The organism is Paenibacillus glucanolyticus (genome assembly GCF_037333485.1).
GTDB classification, from domain to species: Bacteria; Bacillota; Bacilli; order Paenibacillales; family Paenibacillaceae; genus Paenibacillus_AQ; species Paenibacillus_AQ glucanolyticus.
The window spans coordinates 4,246,937-4,267,767 of sequence record NZ_CP147845.1; the positions used below are offsets into that span (position 1 = coordinate 4,246,937).

General features: G+C 46.1%; 23 protein-coding genes. 4 read left to right on the forward strand and 19 right to left on the reverse strand.

The window, feature by feature from the left end; genetic code table 11:
- Positions 1-11: 11 nt before the first annotated feature.
- The 5 genes from qcrB to WDY75_RS19875 form a co-directional block, all read right to left on the reverse strand.
- Positions 12-683 (reverse strand): menaquinol-cytochrome c reductase cytochrome b subunit, encoded by a 672-nt coding sequence (qcrB, locus tag WDY75_RS19855; RefSeq protein ID WP_006209500.1) that lies wholly within the window; start codon positions 681-683, stop codon positions 12-14.
- Positions 684-698: 15 nt separating this feature from the next.
- Positions 699-1,244, reverse strand: a complete 546-nt coding sequence (locus tag WDY75_RS19860; RefSeq protein WP_006209499.1) for a ubiquinol-cytochrome c reductase iron-sulfur subunit — start codon at positions 1,242-1,244, stop codon at positions 699-701.
- Between the two features lie 169 nt (positions 1,245-1,413).
- Positions 1,414-1,851 (reverse strand): DUF2487 family protein, encoded by a 438-nt coding sequence (locus WDY75_RS19865; RefSeq protein ID WP_006209498.1) that lies wholly within the window; start codon positions 1,849-1,851, stop codon positions 1,414-1,416.
- A gap of 101 nt (positions 1,852-1,952) precedes the next feature.
- A complete protein-coding gene (locus tag WDY75_RS19870; protein ID WP_006209497.1) occupies positions 1,953-2,132 on the reverse strand; it encodes an IDEAL domain-containing protein in 180 nt (59 codons plus the stop codon).
- Between the two features lie 103 nt (positions 2,133-2,235).
- A complete protein-coding gene (locus WDY75_RS19875) occupies positions 2,236-3,384 on the reverse strand; it encodes a hypothetical protein (RefSeq protein ID WP_006209496.1) in 1,149 nt (382 codons plus the stop codon).
- A 351-nt stretch (positions 3,385-3,735) separates the two neighbouring features.
- Between WDY75_RS19875 and WDY75_RS19880 the strand changes: the two genes are divergently transcribed.
- Positions 3,736-4,494: a class I SAM-dependent methyltransferase gene (locus tag WDY75_RS19880; protein ID WP_063479185.1), complete on the forward strand. Its 759-nt coding sequence runs from the start codon at positions 3,736-3,738 to the stop codon at positions 4,492-4,494.
- A 68-nt stretch (positions 4,495-4,562) separates the two neighbouring features.
- Here WDY75_RS19880 and WDY75_RS19885 read toward each other — a convergent pair whose 3' ends face one another.
- The 4 genes from WDY75_RS19885 to WDY75_RS19900 all read right to left on the reverse strand — a co-directional run bounded on the left by WDY75_RS19885 (position 4,563) and on the right by WDY75_RS19900 (position 6,973).
- Positions 4,563-5,150: a histidine phosphatase family protein gene (locus tag WDY75_RS19885; protein ID WP_063479184.1), complete on the reverse strand. Its 588-nt coding sequence runs from the start codon at positions 5,148-5,150 to the stop codon at positions 4,563-4,565.
- Between the two features lie 27 nt (positions 5,151-5,177).
- Positions 5,178-5,780, reverse strand: a complete 603-nt coding sequence (locus WDY75_RS19890; protein WP_063479183.1) for an anti-sigma factor family protein — start codon at positions 5,778-5,780, stop codon at positions 5,178-5,180.
- Positions 5,777-6,370 carry an RNA polymerase sigma factor gene (locus WDY75_RS19895; RefSeq protein ID WP_006209491.1) on the reverse strand — a complete coding sequence of 198 codons (594 nt, stop codon included), beginning with the start codon at positions 6,368-6,370 and terminating at the stop codon, positions 5,777-5,779. Before WDY75_RS19895 ends, WDY75_RS19890 begins: the two co-directional genes overlap by 4 nt.
- Positions 6,371-6,709: 339 nt before the next feature.
- The gene (locus WDY75_RS19900) at positions 6,710-6,973 is read right to left on the reverse strand and encodes a hypothetical protein (protein WP_063479182.1); all 264 of its coding nucleotides are present in this window, start codon (positions 6,971-6,973) and stop codon (positions 6,710-6,712) included.
- 81 nt (positions 6,974-7,054) lie between these two features.
- Here WDY75_RS19900 and WDY75_RS30805 point away from each other — a divergent pair, with 81 nt between their 5' ends.
- Together WDY75_RS30805 and WDY75_RS19905 are read left to right on the forward strand one after the other, a co-directional pair.
- Positions 7,055-7,267: a helix-turn-helix domain-containing protein gene (locus tag WDY75_RS30805; RefSeq protein ID WP_063479181.1), complete on the forward strand. Its 213-nt coding sequence runs from the start codon at positions 7,055-7,057 to the stop codon at positions 7,265-7,267.
- 342 nt (positions 7,268-7,609) lie between these two features.
- Entirely contained in the window at positions 7,610-8,020 is a 411-nt protein-coding gene (locus tag WDY75_RS19905) for a hypothetical protein (protein ID WP_063479180.1), read from the forward strand.
- A 231-nt stretch (positions 8,021-8,251) separates the two neighbouring features.
- On the opposite strand, the gene WDY75_RS19910 is transcribed toward WDY75_RS19905, so the two are convergent.
- The 10 genes from WDY75_RS19910 to WDY75_RS19955 all read right to left on the reverse strand — a co-directional run bounded on the left by WDY75_RS19910 (position 8,252) and on the right by WDY75_RS19955 (position 19,486).
- Positions 8,252-8,980: an N-acetylmuramoyl-L-alanine amidase gene (locus WDY75_RS19910; protein WP_063479178.1), complete on the reverse strand. Its 729-nt coding sequence runs from the start codon at positions 8,978-8,980 to the stop codon at positions 8,252-8,254.
- Complete coding sequence (locus tag WDY75_RS19915) at positions 8,977-9,183, reverse strand: holin (RefSeq protein WP_063479177.1); 207 nt, start codon at positions 9,181-9,183, stop codon at positions 8,977-8,979. Before WDY75_RS19915 ends, WDY75_RS19910 begins: the two co-directional genes overlap by 4 nt.
- Positions 9,184-9,196: 13 nt before the next feature.
- Positions 9,197-9,466 carry a hypothetical protein gene (locus tag WDY75_RS19920; RefSeq protein ID WP_231888041.1) on the reverse strand — a complete coding sequence of 90 codons (270 nt, stop codon included), beginning with the start codon at positions 9,464-9,466 and terminating at the stop codon, positions 9,197-9,199.
- Positions 9,467-9,604: 138 nt separating this feature from the next.
- On the reverse strand, positions 9,605-14,083 hold the full coding sequence (locus WDY75_RS19925; RefSeq protein ID WP_156515055.1) for an LPD38 domain-containing protein: 4,479 nt from the start codon (positions 14,081-14,083) through the stop codon (positions 9,605-9,607).
- Between the two features lie 9 nt (positions 14,084-14,092).
- A complete protein-coding gene (locus WDY75_RS19930) occupies positions 14,093-14,488 on the reverse strand; it encodes a transglycosylase SLT domain-containing protein (protein ID WP_082834328.1) in 396 nt (131 codons plus the stop codon).
- Positions 14,485-16,128 (reverse strand): hypothetical protein, encoded by a 1,644-nt coding sequence (locus tag WDY75_RS19935; RefSeq protein WP_063479174.1) that lies wholly within the window; start codon positions 16,126-16,128, stop codon positions 14,485-14,487. The genes WDY75_RS19930 and WDY75_RS19935 overlap by 4 nt, the downstream gene beginning before the upstream one ends.
- A gap of 65 nt (positions 16,129-16,193) precedes the next feature.
- Positions 16,194-16,763, reverse strand: coding sequence for a hypothetical protein (locus tag WDY75_RS19940; protein WP_063479173.1), 570 nt, complete (start codon positions 16,761-16,763; stop codon positions 16,194-16,196).
- Positions 16,764-16,820: 57 nt separating this feature from the next.
- A complete protein-coding gene (locus WDY75_RS19945) occupies positions 16,821-17,519 on the reverse strand; it encodes a hypothetical protein (RefSeq protein WP_063479172.1) in 699 nt (232 codons plus the stop codon).
- 12 nt (positions 17,520-17,531) lie between these two features.
- Positions 17,532-18,932, reverse strand: coding sequence for a hypothetical protein (locus WDY75_RS19950; RefSeq protein WP_063479171.1), 1,401 nt, complete (start codon positions 18,930-18,932; stop codon positions 17,532-17,534).
- Positions 18,929-19,486, reverse strand: a complete 558-nt coding sequence (locus tag WDY75_RS19955; protein WP_063479170.1) for a hypothetical protein — start codon at positions 19,484-19,486, stop codon at positions 18,929-18,931. The genes WDY75_RS19950 and WDY75_RS19955 overlap by 4 nt, the downstream gene beginning before the upstream one ends.
- 174 nt (positions 19,487-19,660) lie before the next feature.
- Between WDY75_RS19955 and WDY75_RS19960 the strand changes: the two genes are divergently transcribed.
- Positions 19,661-20,824 (forward strand): acyltransferase, encoded by a 1,164-nt coding sequence (locus WDY75_RS19960; protein ID WP_063479169.1) that lies wholly within the window; start codon positions 19,661-19,663, stop codon positions 20,822-20,824.
- Positions 20,825-20,831 lie beyond the last annotated feature (7 nt).

The following is a 20,831-nucleotide window of genomic DNA, read 5'->3' on the forward strand; positions in this document are numbered from 1 at the left end:
CTCCCTTCTTCTTATAGTGGACCGGAAATACCTTGTCGGCGGATCATAATAAAGTGTCCTACCAATAGGGCAAGAAGGACAGCCGGAAGGAAGAATACGTGAATAGCGAAGAAACGTGTTAGCGTTTCGGCACCAACAATCGTACCGCCCTGCAGCAATTCTTTAATGATTGGTCCAAGCCAAGGTACGGAGTTCGCAATCTCCAATGTAACTTTTGTAGCGAAGTAAGCTTTGTTATCCCATGGCAGCAGGTAACCTGTCAGACCAAGACCGAGCATAACAAAGAAAATGAGCATGCCGACTACCCAGTTCATTTCACGCGGCGCTTTGTAAGAGCCTGTGAAGAACACGCGCATCGTATGCAGGAACATCATTACGATTACCAAGCTTGCGCCCCAGTGATGCATACCGCGGACAATCTGTCCAAAAGCAACCTGTGTTTGCAGGTACTCGACACTGTTGTAAGCGTTTATGATATCGGGCACATAATACATCGTCAGGAACATCCCCGACAGAATCTGGATGACTGTGATAAAAAACGTCAAGCCGCCGAAACAGTACACAAACGCGGAGAAATGATGCGCCGGGTTTACGTGTTCCGGTACCTCGTGGTCTGCAACGTCTCTCCAAATCGGCGTGATATCGAGACGTTCATCAATCCAGTTGTAGACATTCTTCAACATCTGAATCTACGCCTCCTATTTAACTACGGTATTTGGCACGATGGCGCCGAGGTAAATCCAGCCGTTATCAATTTTCGTCTCGTACTGGTCAAGCGGCTTCGGCGCAACTGCAAGATTCTTACCGTCCGGTGTATAACGTGCACCGTGGCAAGGGCAGTGGTACTCATCCGGGAAATTCTTGTTGTTATTCCATCCAACAAGGCATCCCAAATGCTTACAAATTGGTGAAAGCGCTACAATCTCACCTTGATCGTTCTTACGAATCCACGCCGTCAAAGTGGCTGTACTGTTGTACCAGCCGTCCTGCTGTTTGAGTTCAAAATGGAATTCTTGTGGATCGTTGGTAATTTTGCTCTCTTCCGCTACCTTTACAAAAGATCCTTCTTCTTTATTCTGAAGAATCGGATCAACGGCAAAGCGAAGCATTGGCAAAACTACCCCAGCAGCCATATAAGCTGTGGCACCGCCCAACGTGTATGTAAGAAATTGTCTGCGGGACATCTCTTTCAGACGGGGTGGATTGTGCGATTCTTCATGCTCGTCATTGTGGTTGCTGCTCATTCTGTGTTCAACCCCCTTTGTCAACCGTTCTTAAGTGTCATCAATGATCAAAATCACACGACTTACTAGGACATACTAATAATATATTAGGCACCCAAGACCGTCAAGAATTTGAACCCCAAATTTGGGTTCGCTTCCAATAGCCCTTTCATAAATTGTTGGTTTTTTGTCACATTTCGATACGGCTTTCCTGCTGCCACATTTCACTGATTTGTTCGGCAACAACGGCCGCCAAGGGGGTATCTCCATTGCCTTCAAACCTGCGCCGGGACAGCACCAGCGAACTTTCAGGCACATCCTCTTCAGAAAGCTCACGATCGGCTGTCATGACAACAACGTATTTGAACCCGATGGATTTGACATTGTGACAAACTTCATTTAGAAGCTTTATATCTTCAGTCTTTCCATATTGTATGGCTGGATATGTAACCAATCTGCCCTTAAACGGAATTTCTGCCAAATCCATAAAATCCCGAAGCCGCTCCAGTGCAGCAGTCACTTCCCACGGCGACTCCAAACCTGATAATCCGGTATACGGAATGAGGCAGGTATCATAGAAAGGCTTCAGTTCCTCCCAAGTTTGCTCGTCCACTTCACTAAATTTCATGCAGGGTACATCCTTTCTGCTCACTCATTATGATTTTTCTTCATTATAAGAGTGATTCTGCAGTAAGGCAAAAAAAAGAAGAAATGCGATAAAGCATTTCTTCAATTCAAAGTCCTCAGTTCATCCGTCAGGTTTCGGAAAGCCACTTCGTCGCCGGAAGCCAGCGCTTCGTCAATTTCTTTATACAGCTCTTCACTCCGATGCTTGCGCAATGCTTCGTCCCACACCATCTCGGCCGCCAGACCTAACATAACCTCGTAAGTAACCTTCATCTTATCCATTAGGATGCACCTCCAAACTAAATTTGCATATAGCTTATATTCTTTCCCATTAATTGCTTTACTCTCATAAAATCATTTTGGCTGTTTCGACTACCTAACCATGCTAGAGGATCAAATCGTTCGAATCGCTGATATGTATACTGGCTTCCGCAGCCTTTAAGCCAAGCGCGGTCATTTTGTACGAAGTTCCCATCGTTTGGCTCTCCCCTATACGGACCATCCCTAAATGCATCAGCATACGGATAATCCGATGCTCGAGCATATTTTGCGGGCTATCATAATAGAAAGGACGGATTAGCCAACCCAGCGATTCATAAAGAGATGCAGCTGTAACCCAATCTCTTGCACATTGACTGATCCAGTACACAAGAGAAGTGATATTGGGAATTGCGCCCTTATACAGTCTTAACCAAAAGCGGAATATCTGTATCACGCTAACTTGATTTCCTTCCTCAATAAACGAAGTTCCGCTTTCCGTCAAGATTAACCGTGCATTGCTTTCGGTGATCCATTTTCTTGCGTAAGCATAATCGTACAGCAGTGCAAATCGATCGGGATATTCAATGCAGGATCGGCCGTACCCAAAGCGCCATGCACCTTTCGTGATCAGCGGCTCCGTAATATGCAGCGTGCTCATCAGCTGCTGCTGGTTCCGCCTGTACATAAACCCTTCCTGATTCAATTCAATATCATGTCCACCGACATACTTAAGAATCAGCATCAAATCTTCCGCGGCCAGTCCCTGCTCGTCCCGATATACTTCCGGATCATCCGTCAATCGCTGCAGGTTTTCATGGAGACGTTCACGAAGCACGTCCCGAAAGCGCTCCTTCAAATCCGAAGGTACTTGAAACAAATATTTGGTGGAGTGGGTAAAACCGTTAAACAGCCACCCGCTTCGGCGATAGCGTGCAACAGCCTCACGCGGACTTTCCGTTTTCTCGGAAGCCTTCTTTTTCACAGGGGCCTTTGCACCCTTCTCTTCCACATCCGCCGTAAGGCGTATCGCAGCAGTCAATTCTTCCAGGCTGTAGCCTGTTCGAGTGTCAAAGACCAGGTTGTTCAGGAAACGCAAATCGCTTGGTGTCAAGCTGCTAACCTGCTCCTCGAAGAACTCTCTTCTTCCGAGCTTGGACAGGATGCTCTGAATCAACTCATGCTTCGAATTTCTCTTGGCGTCACAATCGTAATGATTCGCTATATTGCTAAGCTGTCCAATATCGGCATATGTGAGCATATCCGCTAGATTCATCTTCCATCGCCTCGCCGTTTTACAACCATTATGGGAAGGTTTTGAACATTTGATACCTGTTTGCTTCAGTTTACGAAATTATTTTTTTGTATATAAAAATGACTATGCTCTCTTATATAATGATAGAATGCCTATAGAGTCAAAATATAACATTTATGAAGCGCTCATCTAATAAAATGAAATGCACGTTGATATGAAAGTGATTTTCAAAATTCAGGAAGGGGAATTATTGTGAGAACACCAGAGCATGAAATATAACTTGGCACCCATAGAATTCGAGGGCCTCCATATCCAAAGCAATTTCAGATGCAGTTACAACTCATTATAAATTGTTATGGAGGTTGTCAAACCATGATTAAAGACAGACAGTTTATGGCCTATATCCAAGAAGTGGATCAGCATTTTTCTGGATGGGACTTTTCACATATCACGGCTTCAGGACGCATGCAGTCGCAGCTTCTTCCCTGGTCCTTGGGCAGTTTGGTCATTCCCTTGTTGCGGAATGCCAATACGCTGCTGGACATGGGTACGGGCGGTGGGGAGTTCTTATCCTCTCTTCAGCCCTTGCCACAGTCCGTCTACGCAACTGAAGGATATAAGCCTAATGTACCGGTGGCGAAGAAGCAGCTCGAGCCGCTGGGGGCAAAGGTTGTGTATTTCGAAGACGATGCTTCCCTTCCTTTGGAAGATCATTATTTTGATCTGATCATCAATCAGCATGAATCCTATTCCGTCTCGGAGCTGCGGAGAATTTTGAACGATCGCGGTATATTCATAACCCAGCAATCCGGGGGAACAGATTGCGCAGGAATCAACGAAATGTTTGGAGTCCCGCTGAATGAAGAGTTTGCTCATTGGAATCTGGAAACGGCGATGGAAGAGCTGCTCGATCATCGTTTCAACATCACTCTCAGCCGGGAAGACTTCCCGCTGCAGCGATTTTATGACATCGGTGCGGTGGTGTATTACCTGAAAGCCATTCCGTGGCAGATCCCTGATTTCACTGTGGAACGCTACCTGGAGCCGCTGCATCGAATCTATCTTGTCATCCAGTCCAAGGGCTACTTCGAGGTTCAGCAGCATCGATTCATCGTGAAAGCAGAAGTTTAAACGACAGTCCTTATAATAAAGAGGAGCCTCCCCCGGGGAAGGCTCCTCTTTATTATAATTCAATGTACTTACGACTGCTTTGTCAGCAAATGCTTGGTACAGTTAAAGAGAAGGGGCGACCAATCATCGTCTTTTCTCTCCAGGACGGTGAGCGACAAATTGCCAATGCGTTCACTCAGAACACCACGACATACCAGTTTGTACAATTGCGCCAAAAAACCGCCATGACTGACAACCAGAATGTTTGCATCCGGATGCTTATGCCACATATCGTCAAGGAAAACAAGCCCCCTCGACTGCAGCTCAATGTCTGATTCCTGCCCTAAATCCTGCAGATGCCAGTCGGCACCGAACCTGGATTCACGTTCTTCCGCTGTTAAACCCTCCACCTGTCCGTATCTGCGCTCACGCAAACGGTTATCCGGTGGTGCCAATGGAATATTCAGCATGGATGAGATGATCTTCGCCGTCTCCTCGGCACGGGAGAGACCGCTGCTAATCGCAAAATCCCATCGATAGGACTCCTGCAGGAGTCTTTCCCCTAGCAAACGCGCTTGATTACGACCTTCCTCGTTAAGTGGAATGTCCGTTTGGCCTTGTATTTTGCCTACAGCATTCCAATCTGTTAAACCGTGACGAACCAAGCCGATCTGCATGCCACATCTCCTCCATCCTCATGTATTTTATCTTCTCACCCGATTTAATCTCTTCAGGAAAAACAAGGCGAAGCCGATTCCCAGCAGGGACAGGATCATCCAGTATTCTGGCTGAGTTGGGCTCATATCAACCACAAAAGGATCAATAATTCCGCTGTTGGTTTTCGGAATGTTGTAATCGTCCTGAGCAGCCAGGCCTTGGGCTGTGTCAGCCACTCCCGTAGGCATTATTCCTGTAGTTACCGCTTCCGGTACGGGCTCCGGCTGATTGCCCATCGTTGCAAAATAGACAAAGCTGCAAACAAACAATGCCAGAAACCCTGCAATCATTAGAGTCAACCGTTTACGAGAAACCCGGCTTACCGCGCGGCTCTTGGATGTTTCCTCCACCAGCCACGGGAAATCACGATAGATCCGGTCCATTACATTGCGGTTGATTTGGTCAGCGTCCATATCCGGAATTTCATGCTCCAACGCATGGACCAGATCTTGACTCTCCACCCACATTTCGTACTCCTCTGCACATGAACTGCAGGTTTGAACATGTGCTTTCAGCCGTTGTCGCCGCAGATCATTGTCAGGCAAATCCCAGACACTTTCCATCAGCTCTTGGGCTTCATCGCAAGTCATCTGCTCTTCATCCCTCTCAGATCCTCAAAAACCGGCTCATGAAAATAAGGTTCGAGCTGAATTTTGACACTGCCACGGGCTCTGAACAACAACGATTTGACCGAGCTGACACTCTGACCCAAAATATCCGCGATTTCTTGATAATCCAGTTGATCGTACTCCCGAAGAATCAGTGCCGATCTTTGTTTCTCCGGCAAATTATTAATGGCTTCTCTTACCATATGTACTCGTTCGCTTCGCAGAATCGCCTGTTCCGGAGCAACCTCCAGCGGAGCCACCGGAACGACTCCACTCTCCTCAAGCGGCAATGTGCCGCTGCGATGCTTGCGGAGCTCGCTGAGCACGGTGTTCCGTGCAATGGTGTAGAGCCATGTTGAGAAGGATGCATCTACTTCTCGGAATGAATGCAAGCTTCGGAAAGCCTTGTAAAATGTTTCCGAGCATAAATCCTCAGCCATAAGCTCCATGTGCGAGCTTTTTAACATATGATAGACAAATGCTAATATTTTCCTCTGATAACGTCGCATTAATTCGGAATAAAGTTCGGTATTGCCTTGCTTGATTTCCTGGATCAATTGGGAATCCGTCATATGATTTTTCGTTCCTCCTTCACCCACCGGTGCCTCTTCCTTGTCCTGTACTTGTTCAAGGATGCAAAATCAAGGATTTGCAAAAGTACCGTCAAACCATATATAGTTACGCCTCATGTTGTCTGACTATTCTATGTATTTGGCAATTTCCCCAAATCTTCTACACTAGTACTCTAGCATTATAGCACAATTTGGAGAAAAGTTCAGGTTTGTGCCAGGAGGTTTACCACGGTTAGGAAAATAGACAAAAAAAATCCGCCTTCAAATTTGAAGGCGGTTGCACAAAGTGCAATATTTTGGATAGGAGTGGAGACTCTTATCCCGAGACTGTGTTTTTTTTTATGTTAATTGTCTAAGTTCTTTTATGAGTTTCAGGGCATCTTCGAAACCGAAATTATATGCGGTATATAATGAAGAATTTTTTTGTAAAAAAATATCTTCAAGCATATTTAGATCATCAACCATATGTAACGGAACATGTTTCTTTAACTTATTCAGAACCACGTTAAAGCGATCATAATATTCCTTATGCTCTTCTTCACAATGTTCAACGACTTCCCAAATTCGTCTTTCTTTTGCCGGTTCGATCCATTCGATTAACATGTCGTTCCCCCTCCAGAATCTAGATGATAAGTGACCAAGAGTGCTATAATGGTGAATATTCACATCAGAGAAGGTGATTAATTGACTCCCCGGATAGGGAAGAGTCGCCTACCCGAATGGTTTGCAAGGACTTCTACAAAACAAGTTGACCTGGCAAGATACCTGTCGGTCTCAGAGTCGTACATATCCCAAGTCATCAAAGGCGATGCTCAGCTGTCAGTCATTAAAATGAAAATGACTGCTGACTTCTTTGAATGCCATATGGATGAGCTTGTACATTGGATATATGACTAAGGCGACAAAGAGCATTTCAATATGCTCTTCCCATCCGGCTAAACTTAAGTCATGAGTTAAGTTTAGTTGTAAAAATCCGCTCACCCTCTAAAGTCGGAAAGTGAGCGGATACATCCTCTTCCTGAATAACTCAAATATGGGATATATTATCTCAGCAGTCAATCCGTAAAATTTGGTATTAACTTGCATAAAATTCCTTTCCTTAAACACTCCCTCAACTCCATGCTGTTTGTCGTATTGGCATAATGTTACTACGAACATTTGTTCCTATCAAGTCTTGTTTTCGTTTTTGTGTAATAGTAATATGGAATATATGTTCGTATGTGTATGGAGGCGTGTTAAATGAGAATGGCAGAAGCAATTACAAGCGAGGATATCTTTTATGTCAAACATGCTGTGATCCTTCCCCTTGTCATTACAGCCTTTGAACGAGATTGCCGATATTTGGGGTCAAATCTAAAAACACCAGGACCATATGTAGATACAATAAAACTTGCCATAGATAGAGCTTGGGTCGATTTAAGGAAGATAAAGAAACATTTATGGAAAAAGGGTTTGAAGGTATACGAGGAGAACCATACCAAGCAAGGCATTAAGGCTAAGTTTAAGTGTCGGGGATACACATCAGAGCTAGACTTACACTGGGAGTTTATAACAGCAGAAGCTTCTATTTTAATGAGGAAGTATTTGGGGCTAGATGTTACGATATATGAGGATCCAACAATACCAGAGCATTTAAGGGAGCGATATTAATTGTTGAGGGAAATTAAGATTGCCATCAACATGCAGCAGTCAGTATACATACGATTAACTGATGGAGAAGCAATTCAAGGTGTACCAGAATCTATATCCGACCGAGTAAAGATTAGACAGGACCAGGGGACAGTGTGGATCCCTATATCAGATATTGATCATGTCAGCCGAATAGTGCCATTACGTAAAAAAGACCCTACCAGCACTTAGCCTGTAGGGTCTTCAGTATTATCACGACTTTGTTAGTGTAGCTGTCTTCGTATCTTTATTCCAATCCACTTTAGCTCCGAGAGCATCACCAACTGCTCGAAGGGGCACATAGGTAACACCATTCTCAAGCTTCCCATCTGCGATTTGTTTACCATTTACGATGACATTCACCTTATCAATCACAACGGCAGCAGCCTCTTTCCTCTTCAACCCCAAATATTTAACGATCCCCATGACGTGCCCCGCGATTAAAGCATTAATAACTTCCTGGCGCTTCAGCTTAGCTGCATCAGCTGCCACATCGATAAATAGGTTTTCGGTCAGGACGGCAGGCATCTTAGATTCGCGGCACATGTGCAGGTTCGCCGCTTTCTGCCCACGATCGGTAACCCCAAATGACTTAAGCGCCGACATGATTTCGGAATGAAGCACATTTTGCAGGGTCCTTGAAGCAGCAGAGGCATTAGTATACCGGAACGACTCAAATCCACCAGCCCCGCCTCCTGCATTGCAGTGGATGGAAACTAGGAGATCCGCAACGGCTTTGTTAACTGCAGCGGTCCGATCTTTGAGCTCGTGAAACACATCTGTGCTCCTGGTCAACAAGACCTGCGCGCCTTCGTAATCTGACTCCAGACGTTGCTTGATACCTTGGGAGATCGTTAAGACAACATCCTTTTCCTGCAGCCCGTTCCCGACAGCTCCAGGATCCTTACCGCCATGACCCGCATCAATCCATATTTTCTTCATTTTCGGTCCTCCTCCTGATTCGACTCAACCTCAGGCAAACCAGCCAAACTCGTCAAAAAGCTAGTGAGAGTGGCCAGTAAAACCGTACCCCCTACAACATACCAATCAACTTCATTGAAAACCGATGTAGCTCCGATTACGCCGATCGCTGTTTGTGCTGCCGTCTTAATTGCTCTGATGCCTGCTGCTTTAAACCATTTCATTTATAATCATCTCCTATTCTTTCATCTCATCAATTCGTTTGTGTGCTTGCTTGGCCGACTCCTCGACTCGTGTCAAACGTTCAGCAAAACCTTCCATGCGCTGTCCATGGATACGGACATCCACTTTAATATCATCGATTCCGCGCTTGATGTAAGATACATCGGTATGAAGCGATGCATCTGCGGTTGCTTCCTGTACAACCTCTGCTTTAAAGGCCTTTGTCTTCCCAACCCATCCGAGCACAATGCCGCTGATGGCAGCGGCCACTGTGATAATTGCCATGATCACGCTCCAGTCCACCCTTCTTCCCCCTATCTGTATTCGAATAAAGAAAAGCCCTCAGGACCACCCAAGGGCAAAATAAAAACGCCTTACGGCGCAAAGTAAATGAGTTCAGCGAGTTACATTGGACACCACCTCCTATTTGTACGGTACCTTCCCACGAGCAAACTCGTTCCCTCTCTCAGCTATGGTGTTAATCTTCTCCTGGAGCTCTCGCAACTTATCACGCTTCGTCTTGTTACCCAGGCTCTTATCCTCCTGGACAGCGCGGATCTCTTTGCGAACCTCAGACATACTCTTGCTGAGCCGGCCCATCTCTTTCCGGAGCGGGTCACTATACCATGCTGGCACTTCTCGCAGATCACGGTCGGTGTAAGCCTGGTCCAGTTTCTCCTTGTAACGATAAAACTCTGTCGAGATGTCATTACTGAATACCGGATCTGCCGTTATCTGTTGAGTTAATGTGCTTCCAACATCCCCGCCTGGAGACAACAACGGCTGGCCAAGTTGACCGAGTACCCCGGTGTACTGCTTCACGAGGTAATCAAGCTTCTTCGGGCTCTGTTCAAATGGCGTCCCATACGTCTTATCACCAATCCATCGGGCAATATCTGTAGTCTTCGTGTCAGCCTGTAAGCCTGGAGACAGATTCTCTAGGTAACCCGGAACAATCGGCGCTCCTGAGAATGTTTGATTTGCAGCAAGGTCTGCAATTGGTCCGAGAATGGTATCTCCCATTGCTCCTAGCATACGATCGGTGAATCCTCCTTCTTTAAGCGCACCGGAAATACCCGGCGGAACAAATCTGGTTCGAAGCTGTTCTGCAAAATCTCGGAACGCAGCGGGATCATCCTTAGCGAATTTCTGCATCAAGCGTTCAGGCAGATCAATGAATAGCGTTCCGAGTTCCATTGGTTTAGCAATCCGGAAGAACGTTCCGTCACCTTTCGGGATTAACAAGAAGTTGTCCTTTATCCTGTTGCTCACCTTCTGGTAATTGGAATCGTCATGGTTCACTGCATACATCACAGCACCCGGAACAGTTAGAGCTAGGAAAGCTTTGGTTATTGCCTTTACAGGATTGTTTTTATATAGCCGAGCAATTTGGTCAACACCTTGAATCGCAGCGTTCATATAAGGAAAAATCTTATCGAGTTCATGAATCATTTTCCCTCGCCGCTTAAAGTTGACGGTTAAATCCTGTGCTTCAAACAAGGCACTTCTCAGATCGTCAGATAACCCACTCTTGGATGCCCGCTTAAACTCAGCCAAGCGCGGTGCAGACTCCACCGCATTCATAGCGTTTTCCAAACCGTAGAACAATCGTGGGCCTAAATCCTTCAGTAAACTTTTAGGCAATACGGACCGCTTACTCTGCGCTAACAGATTTCGATTTGCCGCTATTGAGGATGAGTGGCCGCCACCAATCCGCTTGTATTGCTTGTATAGCTCTCCATCGCGCATGATCTGGAAAGCCGCATCAGCCATATCTGCTACAAAGCGCAGCGGGTTATTGGTTGTCTTGGACGCAACGTAGGCGTGCGGAATATCCCGAAACAGGTTCCTGGTGATACTAAACACAGGGTTCGCACCCGTGGTCAGTGTCTTCATTTTGTTTGTCACCCATCCGATGGCATCCATGACCAGATTGCCGGCCTTAGGACCCAGCGCTGTAATGGCTTCCAGCAGCTGTGGATCATTTACTTTCAGGTGCGTCTGTTCACCATCAATCAGCACTCGAACGATGTTGTCCTTATCAAGCGCTGTCTTGCGCATCGCCTTATCAAAGTCATCCGAGAACCGGGCCAACACTTCATCGAGCCCGTCACCGTCAAGTGACAGCTTGGTCAGATCATCCACCCGTTCAGGTTGTTTAACGATCTCCAAATAATCAGCGAATGCTTCGGGATCTTTTTCGATATGCTTAACGGCCTGCTGCATTACCTGATTCCGCTTGGCTGTTTTCACGAACGAATCTACGTTCTCGATAATCGCCTCGATCGGGGAAATGATCTTCCGCTGGGATCCCGCCTTCTCATACTTTTTAACAGGTACAGACTGATTACCAAAACCTTTCTTGGCACGTCCCGTCCCGCCACTTCGCTTCTCCAGCGGTGTGAAATAACGCTTATTCGGAACATAGTAAGGGTTAGCGTCAAACCAAGCTTTGGCCTGCCCCGGTGAAATGATTCCGGTATCGACAAGCCAACTGTTCACCATCTGCTTATTAAAGGCATACAGTCTCTCTGCTGTCTCCTTAAACTCCGGAAACATAGCTTCATATTCAGCTGCCTTTTGTGCACCATATTCAGGTGTCCAGTTTAGCTTCTGATCAAAAACCATCTCGCCCCGATCGGCACGAGTAACCGCATGCTTATTAATTAGATAGTCTTCAAAATCCACATAGATGTCACTGCTTACTTTTCGGATCTGCGATTTCGTAGAGCTGTCTACGCCACCACGGACCGTCTTCGGCAAGCCTGAGAGAATCTCTTTCAAAGATTCGCCTACCACTTTACCATCGCTATCCACCAAAGCATCCGTTACTATTTGGCGCGCAGTCATGTCTGATCCACGAGTAGCCAAAGCGCGCTTATGAATACTTTCAGCGGCACTGAGCGGCTTCTCTAAAACATCCTCTACCAGCTTGTCAAACTGGTTCAGTGGATGAAGATCATCCACCAGATTCGTATAGAGCCGATCAGCAGCACCAGCTAAGTTAACCGGCTCCCGATCCAGACGAGTCACCAGTTGGGAGCGGGTGTCATTGCTCAGAGATTCGTAAGGCTTCGTTTTAGCGAATGCGGATATCCCAAGACCGCTGTTCTCTTCAAACTGGCCTGGCCGCAGAATAGGATCTGCGTTCGGATCAACTTTAACCGGAGTAGGTTCTGCAGGTGCGGTTGTCCGCTTAGCAGCTTGTCTTCTGAGCAGGAACTCCGGGATGTCCGAAGTGTCAATATTTCCTTTGCTTCCCGTTGGTGCGGTTTCTTGTACAGCTCTCTTGGGTTTAGTAGGAGTTCCTTCACGCCGTAAATCCTTTAAACGCTCTGCTACAATCGGTCCTTCAGTTACATTCAAAGCTGGGTCAATCCCTCTGAGACTACTCTGCAGGTTATCCTTTACACCTTGATAGGCTTGTAACTGTTCATCATACCCGACCTCTTGCTTCCATGAATGGACAAATCCACTCTCATCCTGGAACCCGTTATCCACTCGATCCCTGGCCAACTGGTATAAATCCTTGTTGCTAGGGACCTTACCATTTGCTTTGTAGAACTCCTGATACCAAAGTGGGTTATTGGACATGCGTCCGGTTCTGCCAACCACTTCACCTGCTGCGTCTCTTTTCAGAGCTCCCTGTTCGACGCCTTTTCGTGAGTCACGAGATTCCTTCAGGTACTTATATTCTTCGATGACTCGTTGCTCATACTGGCTTTCCAGTTCACTAAGAGTCTGGTTAATTTGCTTAACCTCAGCCCGTCCTGTTTGAGCGTTAACCATTTGGGATCTGAGTCCTGGTGAAGCCTCTGGAAGATCAAACGAGTATGGATTGACAATCGGATCTGCCCCATAGGTGTTCTGTGACCGTGCTTCTGCTCCCCGCATTCTGGTCTGTGATCGAGGTTCTGGAAGGGCAAGAATCTCAGCCACTTCCTTTTCAGGAATCCCGTTTCGCTTAAACAGGTTTGATAATGAACCTATCGCCATATCCCCCACAGCACCAAGACCGACACCAAGTGCAGCGTTCCGGACGATCTCCCCGCCGCTGTCCTGTCCTTGAACAAGCCCAGCTGCAACGCCGCCAATACCGCCTGTAATCGCACCTTCCATTCCTGTTCTAGCTAAACGGTCAGCGGTGGCGACCGACATCCGAGGTGCAGCAGAGTTAATTGCTCCTGATGCCGCTCTCTGAATTTTTTGCCCAGCATTAGTCCCCATCACTTTACGAGCAACTTCAAGTGGTCCACTTACTAGGTTCTGTCCTTTAACCCCCGCGGCCGCCGGGTTAAAGGCTAACCCAGCTACCCCGCCGATGGTTCCTGCAATGTCTGCTGCTCTGTCCGCAGTTGGATTGCCGGTTGTTGCTGGTCGGGCTGATGGAGATCCAAGGACCATACTGCCACCGGCTCCCACGGCCCGGGTTGTAAACTGACCAGCAGGATTGCCATACCAAAGCCAGTTGTTTGCTTTTGCGAATGGGGAAACAGTGAAGTCATAGACGCCTCCCCAGAATCCCTCCGGACGCTTCGCTTGAATCTCCTGCAGGCCCTTTTCGTATTCTGATAACTGTGGAGGTACTGGCGGACCTTGAACAGGCGCGAATTTCATGCCACTATTCTGCTCCCAAGTCGTCTGAGCTGCCTTATCTCCAAAGACCCCTCTCGTGAGCGACGAGTTTAATGGATTAAGATCCGAAGGCTTGATATCAAGTGTCGATACCGCAGACTCCGGTATTTCAGATTCAAGGGAACGATTGCGGATAGCGTCGAAGACAGACGTTGAGGATTTCTGATCTTCTATTTTTGGAGAATACACACGATCCAAGACACGCTGCTTTGCCTCCTCGCCTTGTCTTCTACGGTTACGTATCGAATCGAATTGACTTGCCATCATTCCACCACCTTAATACCATTTCTTCTTGTCCCAATGTTCGAGCGCTTTAACCGGATCCTTATAGCGATTCTTAATATATTTCAGTCCTGCCACAGCCTGCTCGTATGGATCGTCCCAGTTCACACTGCTTCCCCCGTAATCCTTCCTGGTCATGTCCAAAAATTGAAATAACCCAGCAGCGGATGATTTAGAATTCTTCGCGGCTGGGTTAAAGCTGGACTCACGAGCAATGAGCTCCAGCGTTGGCTGTAGCCAGCTATTCGGAAGGCCTAAATCACGAATCGCCTTGCTAACAGCTGTACTGGCCGTATTGTAGTTTTTCGGGTTGGCTTTGGCATCGCGCTCGGCCTTGTAGTAATTCTTGTATGCCCCAACACCATTCGATGCGGTGGTGGGGCTACTCAGTTTCCCGAGGAAGCCCCAAACTTTTTCATATACTTATCGATCTCAGCCTTGGTCATGCCGAGTGAGTTAAGGATCTGGTTCGTCTCCAAATCACTAACACCTGAATCAACCACATTCAAGAACATCTGTTCTCGCTTAGCAGGATCACTAGTGATTTGCGTTCCTGACTTGGTTTGATTGCCGAACTCATCAGTAGAGAACACAGGCTCCGTGTAAAGACTCTGCATGCTTTGAAGCACCTGATTAGCAGACAATCCTCTGTAGCTTTCTGGGGATGGGTTCGCCATTTGATAATCAAGCTGCGCCCAAGCACGGGCGCTATCGTCTTGACTCAGACCGATCTGCGCTTCTCGGTATGCTTGCTGGTTCTGTTCAGACAGCGATTGGAGAGCATAGTTCAGGCCGAATTGATTTACATCCTGGTCGAACTTCAGTTGCCATTGTTGATCGCTGATGGCGTCGCGTGCTTTCTGATAAGCAAACTGTTCCAGATTGAATTGGTTGTTGAATGCCTGCTGCTGCGCTGCCATCGTCAACGGAGCTTTGCCCGTTTGTGTTTGTCGGATTAGACCAGACCAATCTGATTGCGGACTGACCATTCGGCCTGTTGCATCCCATACGCTTCGAGCCGCATCCCAATTCGCTGTTTGACGCTGCATGTCCATTTGCTGGCCTTGCAGTGTTCTCAATGCCGGATTATTCTGGCTAGCTTTCGAGGAGTGGACATCGGCTCCGTAGAAGCTAGGATCAATCCCTAATGCCTGAAGCTGTGAACGAATACCATCAGCTTGTTGGCTGAGAGCTGCTCGATCTTCGCGGGACATCCCCTTAGTCTCCGCCTGGCGTTTCAATTCCAAAAGATTACTAATAGCCTGCTTCGCTTCATTTGGCAAATAGTTCCCGGTAAGCTGCGCCTCCTGGATCGGATTCTGGAAATACTCCTGATGCTCCAGGCCATATAGGTTCCCAAGATTCGCAAGCGTGTCCTGCTGAGTACTATAATTCATCTGCTGCACCTGCAAGGATCGGTTGGCATCATCGTTATAACGCTGATAGGCTTGGCTCATCAGCTGCGGAACCAATGTATCCGCTAAGCTGGCTAACGTCTTATCACCGATCTGATTCTGAACGAGCTCACTATATGAAGACTTGCCCTGCCCCTGCACCCGGAGTACAGCGTTCGTATCCACCTGCTGGTCTGCGATATTCCGCTTGGCTTCGGCAAGCTGAGAAAGATATGCAGGATCCGATTGTGGGTCATAGGTGAACGGATCCGGAGCTTTAAATTGAAAACCACTGTTATTATTAATGAAGTCCTTCATCCGGTTCAGCGTATTTTCTGTTGGGCTGGTGTATGGCGTAGGCGTATTGGTAGGCTGCGGGCTGCTCTTTACATTCGCCGCGGCCTGAACAAACGGACTCGTTGTCTTTTGCATATTCATGTTTCCTGCCGGACTGAAGCTGTTCCAGGCGTTATTGAAATTCTGCTGATTGGAGTAAGTTGTTCCCTTGTTGTTGTAATCAGCTTGCATGAATTTTTTGCCGTCTACCGTAACGTAACCATTGGAATAACCGATCCTACCATTATCTATGCCCTTGCTATTCAGCCCTTGCCTGATGCCGTAATCATAGGTTGCCATAACACACCTCCATTTCTTTGCATGAGAAAAGGACCCTCATGTGAGAGCCCTTCGAATAGTATTATTTATTTCTGCAGCTCAGTCAGCTGGGCTTCGAGATCGGCAAGTTCATTTTCTTTTGTGCTCAATTTTTCTTCAGTTTTTATCAACTGGTTGGCTATTACTTCATAATTGGTATTCGCCACACCGATAACACCCTGTTCATTATTTCGGTCTACCCTTTCTTTAAGTTCAACCGCCTGCTTATCCAATCCTGCAACTTCCGATTTAGCACGTTCTATTTCGTATTTCTTATCATCTATTTTCTTTATTAAAACATCGACGGAAGGATCAGATGGATCTTCCGGAACAGATGATTCTTCTGGGGTATTGTTTGTATCGGTCGGAGTCGTCAAAAAAATGTCCCCACCTTTCTGAATTTCTATTTTACTTCCGTAACCATCAGCGATCTCACGAACTGGCAAATAACTTTTGCCTTGGATTATTACCGCTTGCCCGATTGAGTTCTCATTTAAACTAACATTTTTAACACCTTCAACCTTTTCTCCAATTAAGTTACTAACTTCACTGGCTAATGCTGTGGTTGATAAAGTGAGAAATGCTCCTATTAAAATACCGAAAAATATTTTCTTCATTGATATCTTCCTCTCGCCAATTTTCTCCAATCTAACACAGCCATTCGTTAAAGTTAACTAACCACCCAATTTTCTCAGTCTTTGATCTAAAGCATCCAATTCTTGCTTCAATGTTTTGGATTCCCCATTACTCCATAAAGAGTTCCATCCAGATAGTCTTACCGAGTTTGCGTATAATTGAATATCGTTCTGAGTAGATATATCAATATTCGCGTAATTGCTAGTAATACTGAAGGTATTGTCTGCTGGATCATAAAATAAAAACGAATTAATCCCATTGGCTGTGAAAAGAACGATTGGGGATAGGCGTTCAACCGGACTGTAAATTTTAATCGCATTATTGGCATTCTTATACGCCCCGATCATATCATCCGTATCGCTCATTTCGACCTTCGGATATCCGTATCGGTTGGTAGATATATATGACCCGTATATCGCTATAGACTCAATGAGTCCTGAGATGATGTGTCCTAGGTTTGCCGTAATTGCAGAGAGTTCGTTAACAGTAATCTTATCTGCCGTAACAGCACCGGCTTGGAGTTTATCAGTTGTAACCGAATCGGATTTCAGGTTCTTCGTCTCAATGCTTTGAGCCCGGATATTGTTCGCATCCAGATTACCATTCACTAGGAACTCTAAATCCTTCGCCATCTTTGCAACCGTATTAGCCAAGTCTTTCACATACCCGAGTATCACGCCGATGTCCTGGGTATCCGGCGGTCCGCTTATCCGTGGAGTATCGCTCCAAATCGACACGCTATCAACCTCCTAATAAAGCGGCAGCTGCCGCGTTTGTCTTGTGAACTCATGAATCCTTGCCCAGCCGGTACCGGAGAATCTTACACGGATCCAATTTTCTCGAGCGAACTTGGATACCGGTATGATGACTCTGCGTACTTGCGGTGAGCTGCTGCCGGCAATCGACTGGACCAGCGTCCAATCCTCTCCGCCGATAGAAGAAGAGAGATGGATGTCCATGCTCCCTGTCAGCTCCACAACCATCCAAAGTTTATACCAACGCATCTTTTGAGCTATGGAGCCTCCATTGAAGGGCTTCGTAGTAGCCGACCAGCGAATCGGATCCCCACCATCGGTAGAGCCCTCCATACGTAAAATACGGCCGTGTGCATCACCGATATAGAGCTGATTTTGCATGGACGCAAACTGCGCGGCGTGAATACCTCTCCATAAACTCCAAGCTTGTACACCAGGCCGAGGATCATAGACCAGCATTCTGTCAGGGGTTAGGTTGAAATACAACTTCGTACCGTCAGAGCCGGCGACACTCGTATCCGTGACCCCTGTCACGAATTTCCCGATCACATCTGAAAACGATTTGTTCGGTAACACCCCGCCGCCATATTCGAAGATCCCAACCTTGTGGATGAAGCGCATAAACCCTTCCTGAGTAATAGCACTTTTATGATTGGCTACACCCATGTCTTCAGTGATCAGCTTGGTTGTAAAGTCTTCTGGCAAGGCGCCATAGAGCTCATGCAGGCTGTTCGGCATGCCGATCGTCAGCTTGGTCAGGCTCCCGGTCAGCATATTGATTTGCTCGCCTCTCGTGGACTCCATCTGACGCCGGTAGCTATCATCTTTATTCCCCGTAAACTTATCCCATCGATCGGGTTGATCCAGAGCACAAGCCCATAACTCATTATCCACCGCACACCAAAGCCGGTTCTGGTATGTGGTCATGTACTTCCCGTTGGAAGGGGCCCCGCTCAAGTTTGACACTGTGCTGCCGTCATACTTCTTCACAGGATCAACGCCGTTACAGCCAATCAGGTTCACGTCTGATAAGTTTCCCTGGAAGTTTGTGAAGGACCAATCCGCCCATGTACTCAGTCCGCTTGCCAGTGTAGTCCAAGACCCTCCGTTCCAGCGTCTCCATGTCCCATCGTTAAATACAGCATGCAGCTCCCGGTCTTTCCATACGCCCATCCCGAGCACCCTTGAACCAAATGATCCGAGAACAGAAAAACCCGGTCGCGTCGAAACGGCCGGGTAATCGTCACTTGTCATATTTTCAATATCCGTAAAAAAGTTATCCGGAATAGATAGAGCATCAAACGAATTCAAGCCCTTAAAATCACGGATCGGGATCGGCTGTGATAACCCGGGTAGAGCTTGGTAATTAGGCTGGTTATATTGAACTGGCTTCATCCTGAATCACCTGCTTGATAATTCTGTGCTGCCACATTCCACGCTGCCTTATACTGGCTCTCATAGTTGGCTGCCTTTACACTGTCGTCCTGGGTATGAGCCAGATAGGCAGCCAGTGCAGGAACATATGTCCAGTGATATTCTTCAGGTGCGTCTGGAACCGCAGCTAGATTGGCCGGAACAAAAACACTCACCCCAATCCGGCGATATCGCAAAAATCCCTGCAGATCCGTATAGGGTGCAGGGAATAAAGAAAGCGTATGGGTTTGGTCATCGAAGGAGTAAGCATTCTGCGCAGGCGTAACATCCTCCCGATCCAGGCTTTGATATTGGAACATCCCCACCAAGAGCTTATCGATATTCTTCAGCCGAACATCTGGTGGAAGTGTGTACTCCGATTGGGCCGCTGCACAGGAGAACTGAGCAATTTGGGGTATCTTCACCACATTGAAGAAATCCTGGTTGATGGCGTTCAGCTGCAAAACCTTATCTGCAGATGAGACCTCATTCGGAACAAGAATATCTGCCTGTTTGACGATTTCTCCTATATTCATGTTTAACCTCCAGTCATAAAGACACTCCTTAAATGTGCATTTTCACAAGTACATCCATTTTTTTTCATCAAGATGCCACCTTCTTCAGACTGTTATAAAAACAAAAACCATACATTTTGTGTTACTTTAAGTGTATGATTAATAAAAAAAAACATCCAGCTAAGGAAGGTATCAATGAAATTACTAGCCCCAGTCATAAACAAAAATAATGTTTATCTAAACGATATCGAAGCATTTCGTGGCATTGCAGCATTACTTGTATTTTACTTTCATGCTAACATGCATTACTTCCATTACTTTGACAGGCTTACAGATTACAACTTGTTATTGACATTATTTTTTGAAGGACATACCGGTGTATCATTGTTCTTTGTTATAAGCGGATTCCTACTATCTATGAGTTGGGTTAATAAGCGTGAAATCAACCTAAAACAGTATTATATAAATCGATTGATTAGAATATTGCCGTTGTATTACATATCTCTTGTGTTTTTCATAACAGTTCAAAAAGTGGGAGAATTAAGTGGTGTCATCCCCTACTTTCTGTTTTTGCACAACACCGGTATAACGAAAGCTGATCTTGGAGATGCAGCAGGGATATACTGGTCATTAGGTCCAGAAGTTCATTTTTATATCATCCTTCCTTTTTTGATGCTTTATTTCAACAACAAAAAGATTTTGTACGGCTTGATATTAATTTCGTTAATAATTAAATCCGTCTTCCCACTGGGGGACTCTATTTTCGGTAGAATTGATCAGTTTTTAATTGGAGTCTTGGCTTGCGATATTTACTTTAACAAGTTCAAAAAAATAACCATCCAACAATGGAAAGCGTGGACGGCATTTTTATTAGCGAGTATAGGTTTGATTATACTGTTAAAGTATTTAAGTTCATTAGGTGGTTACAAAGCTATACCAGCTTCTACTACGCTCTATACATTCTATAGAACGGGCGAAGCACTACTGTGGGCAACGATATTGGTGTCCTTCATGCTAATAAAATCCAAACTCAAGATTATTGTCACAAACCCTATGACGACTGTAATAGGATTATGTTCATATAGCGTATACATTTGGCATTATCTTATAATTTTCGTTTTAAAAGATTACCGAATGAATTTTCATTTGGTATTTCAAAATCTGTTTGGTGAACACCTGAATATAGAGTTCCTGGTGTACTCGACCTTTATTATTCTTCCTGTTGTCCTATTAGTTGCTTTTGCAAGTTATTTATACATTGAGCGTCCATTTTTGCTTTTGAAAAAAGGTCACTCAAAAAAAGTAAAAGATTCAAATTCCACAACACCAATTGCTCCAGAAAAGCCTGTCACATTCTAATGATTCG

Bases quoted from the DNA above. Each gene is read 5' to 3' on its own strand.
- qcrB (WP_006209500.1), bottom strand. From the start codon at position 683: ATGTTGAAGAATGTCTACAACTGGATTGATGAACGTCTCGATATCACG.
- WDY75_RS19860 (WP_006209499.1), bottom strand. From the start codon at position 1,244: ATGAGCAGCAACCACAATGACGAGCATGAAGAATCGCACAATCCACCC.
- WDY75_RS19865 (WP_006209498.1), bottom strand. From the start codon at position 1,851: ATGAAATTTAGTGAAGTGGACGAGCAAACTTGGGAGGAACTGAAGCCT.
- WDY75_RS19870 (WP_006209497.1), bottom strand. From the start codon at position 2,132: ATGGATAAGATGAAGGTTACTTACGAGGTTATGTTAGGTCTGGCGGCC.
- WDY75_RS19875 (WP_006209496.1), bottom strand. From the start codon at position 3,384: ATGAATCTAGCGGATATGCTCACATATGCCGATATTGGACAGCTTAGC.
- WDY75_RS19880 (WP_063479185.1), top strand. From the start codon at position 3,736: ATGATTAAAGACAGACAGTTTATGGCCTATATCCAAGAAGTGGATCAG.
- WDY75_RS19885 (WP_063479184.1), bottom strand. From the start codon at position 5,150: ATGCAGATCGGCTTGGTTCGTCACGGTTTAACAGATTGGAATGCTGTA.
- WDY75_RS19890 (WP_063479183.1), bottom strand. From the start codon at position 5,780: ATGACTTGCGATGAAGCCCAAGAGCTGATGGAAAGTGTCTGGGATTTG.
- WDY75_RS19895 (WP_006209491.1), bottom strand. From the start codon at position 6,370: ATGACGGATTCCCAATTGATCCAGGAAATCAAGCAAGGCAATACCGAA.
- WDY75_RS19900 (WP_063479182.1), bottom strand. From the start codon at position 6,973: ATGTTAATCGAATGGATCGAACCGGCAAAAGAAAGACGAATTTGGGAA.
- WDY75_RS19905 (WP_063479180.1), top strand. From the start codon at position 7,610: ATGAGAATGGCAGAAGCAATTACAAGCGAGGATATCTTTTATGTCAAA.
- WDY75_RS19910 (WP_063479178.1), bottom strand. From the start codon at position 8,980: ATGAAGAAAATATGGATTGATGCGGGTCATGGCGGTAAGGATCCTGGA.
- WDY75_RS19915 (WP_063479177.1), bottom strand. From the start codon at position 9,183: ATGAAATGGTTTAAAGCAGCAGGCATCAGAGCAATTAAGACGGCAGCA.
- WDY75_RS19920 (WP_231888041.1), bottom strand. From the start codon at position 9,466: ATGGCAATTATCACAGTGGCCGCTGCCATCAGCGGCATTGTGCTCGGA.
- WDY75_RS19925 (WP_156515055.1), bottom strand. From the start codon at position 14,083: ATGATGGCAAGTCAATTCGATTCGATACGTAACCGTAGAAGACAAGGC.
- WDY75_RS19935 (WP_063479174.1), bottom strand. From the start codon at position 16,128: ATGGCAACCTATGATTACGGCATCAGGCAAGGGCTGAATAGCAAGGGC.
- WDY75_RS19940 (WP_063479173.1), bottom strand. From the start codon at position 16,763: ATGAAGAAAATATTTTTCGGTATTTTAATAGGAGCATTTCTCACTTTA.
- WDY75_RS19950 (WP_063479171.1), bottom strand. From the start codon at position 18,932: ATGAAGCCAGTTCAATATAACCAGCCTAATTACCAAGCTCTACCCGGG.
- WDY75_RS19955 (WP_063479170.1), bottom strand. From the start codon at position 19,486: ATGAATATAGGAGAAATCGTCAAACAGGCAGATATTCTTGTTCCGAAT.
- WDY75_RS19960 (WP_063479169.1), top strand. From the start codon at position 19,661: ATGAAATTACTAGCCCCAGTCATAAACAAAAATAATGTTTATCTAAAC.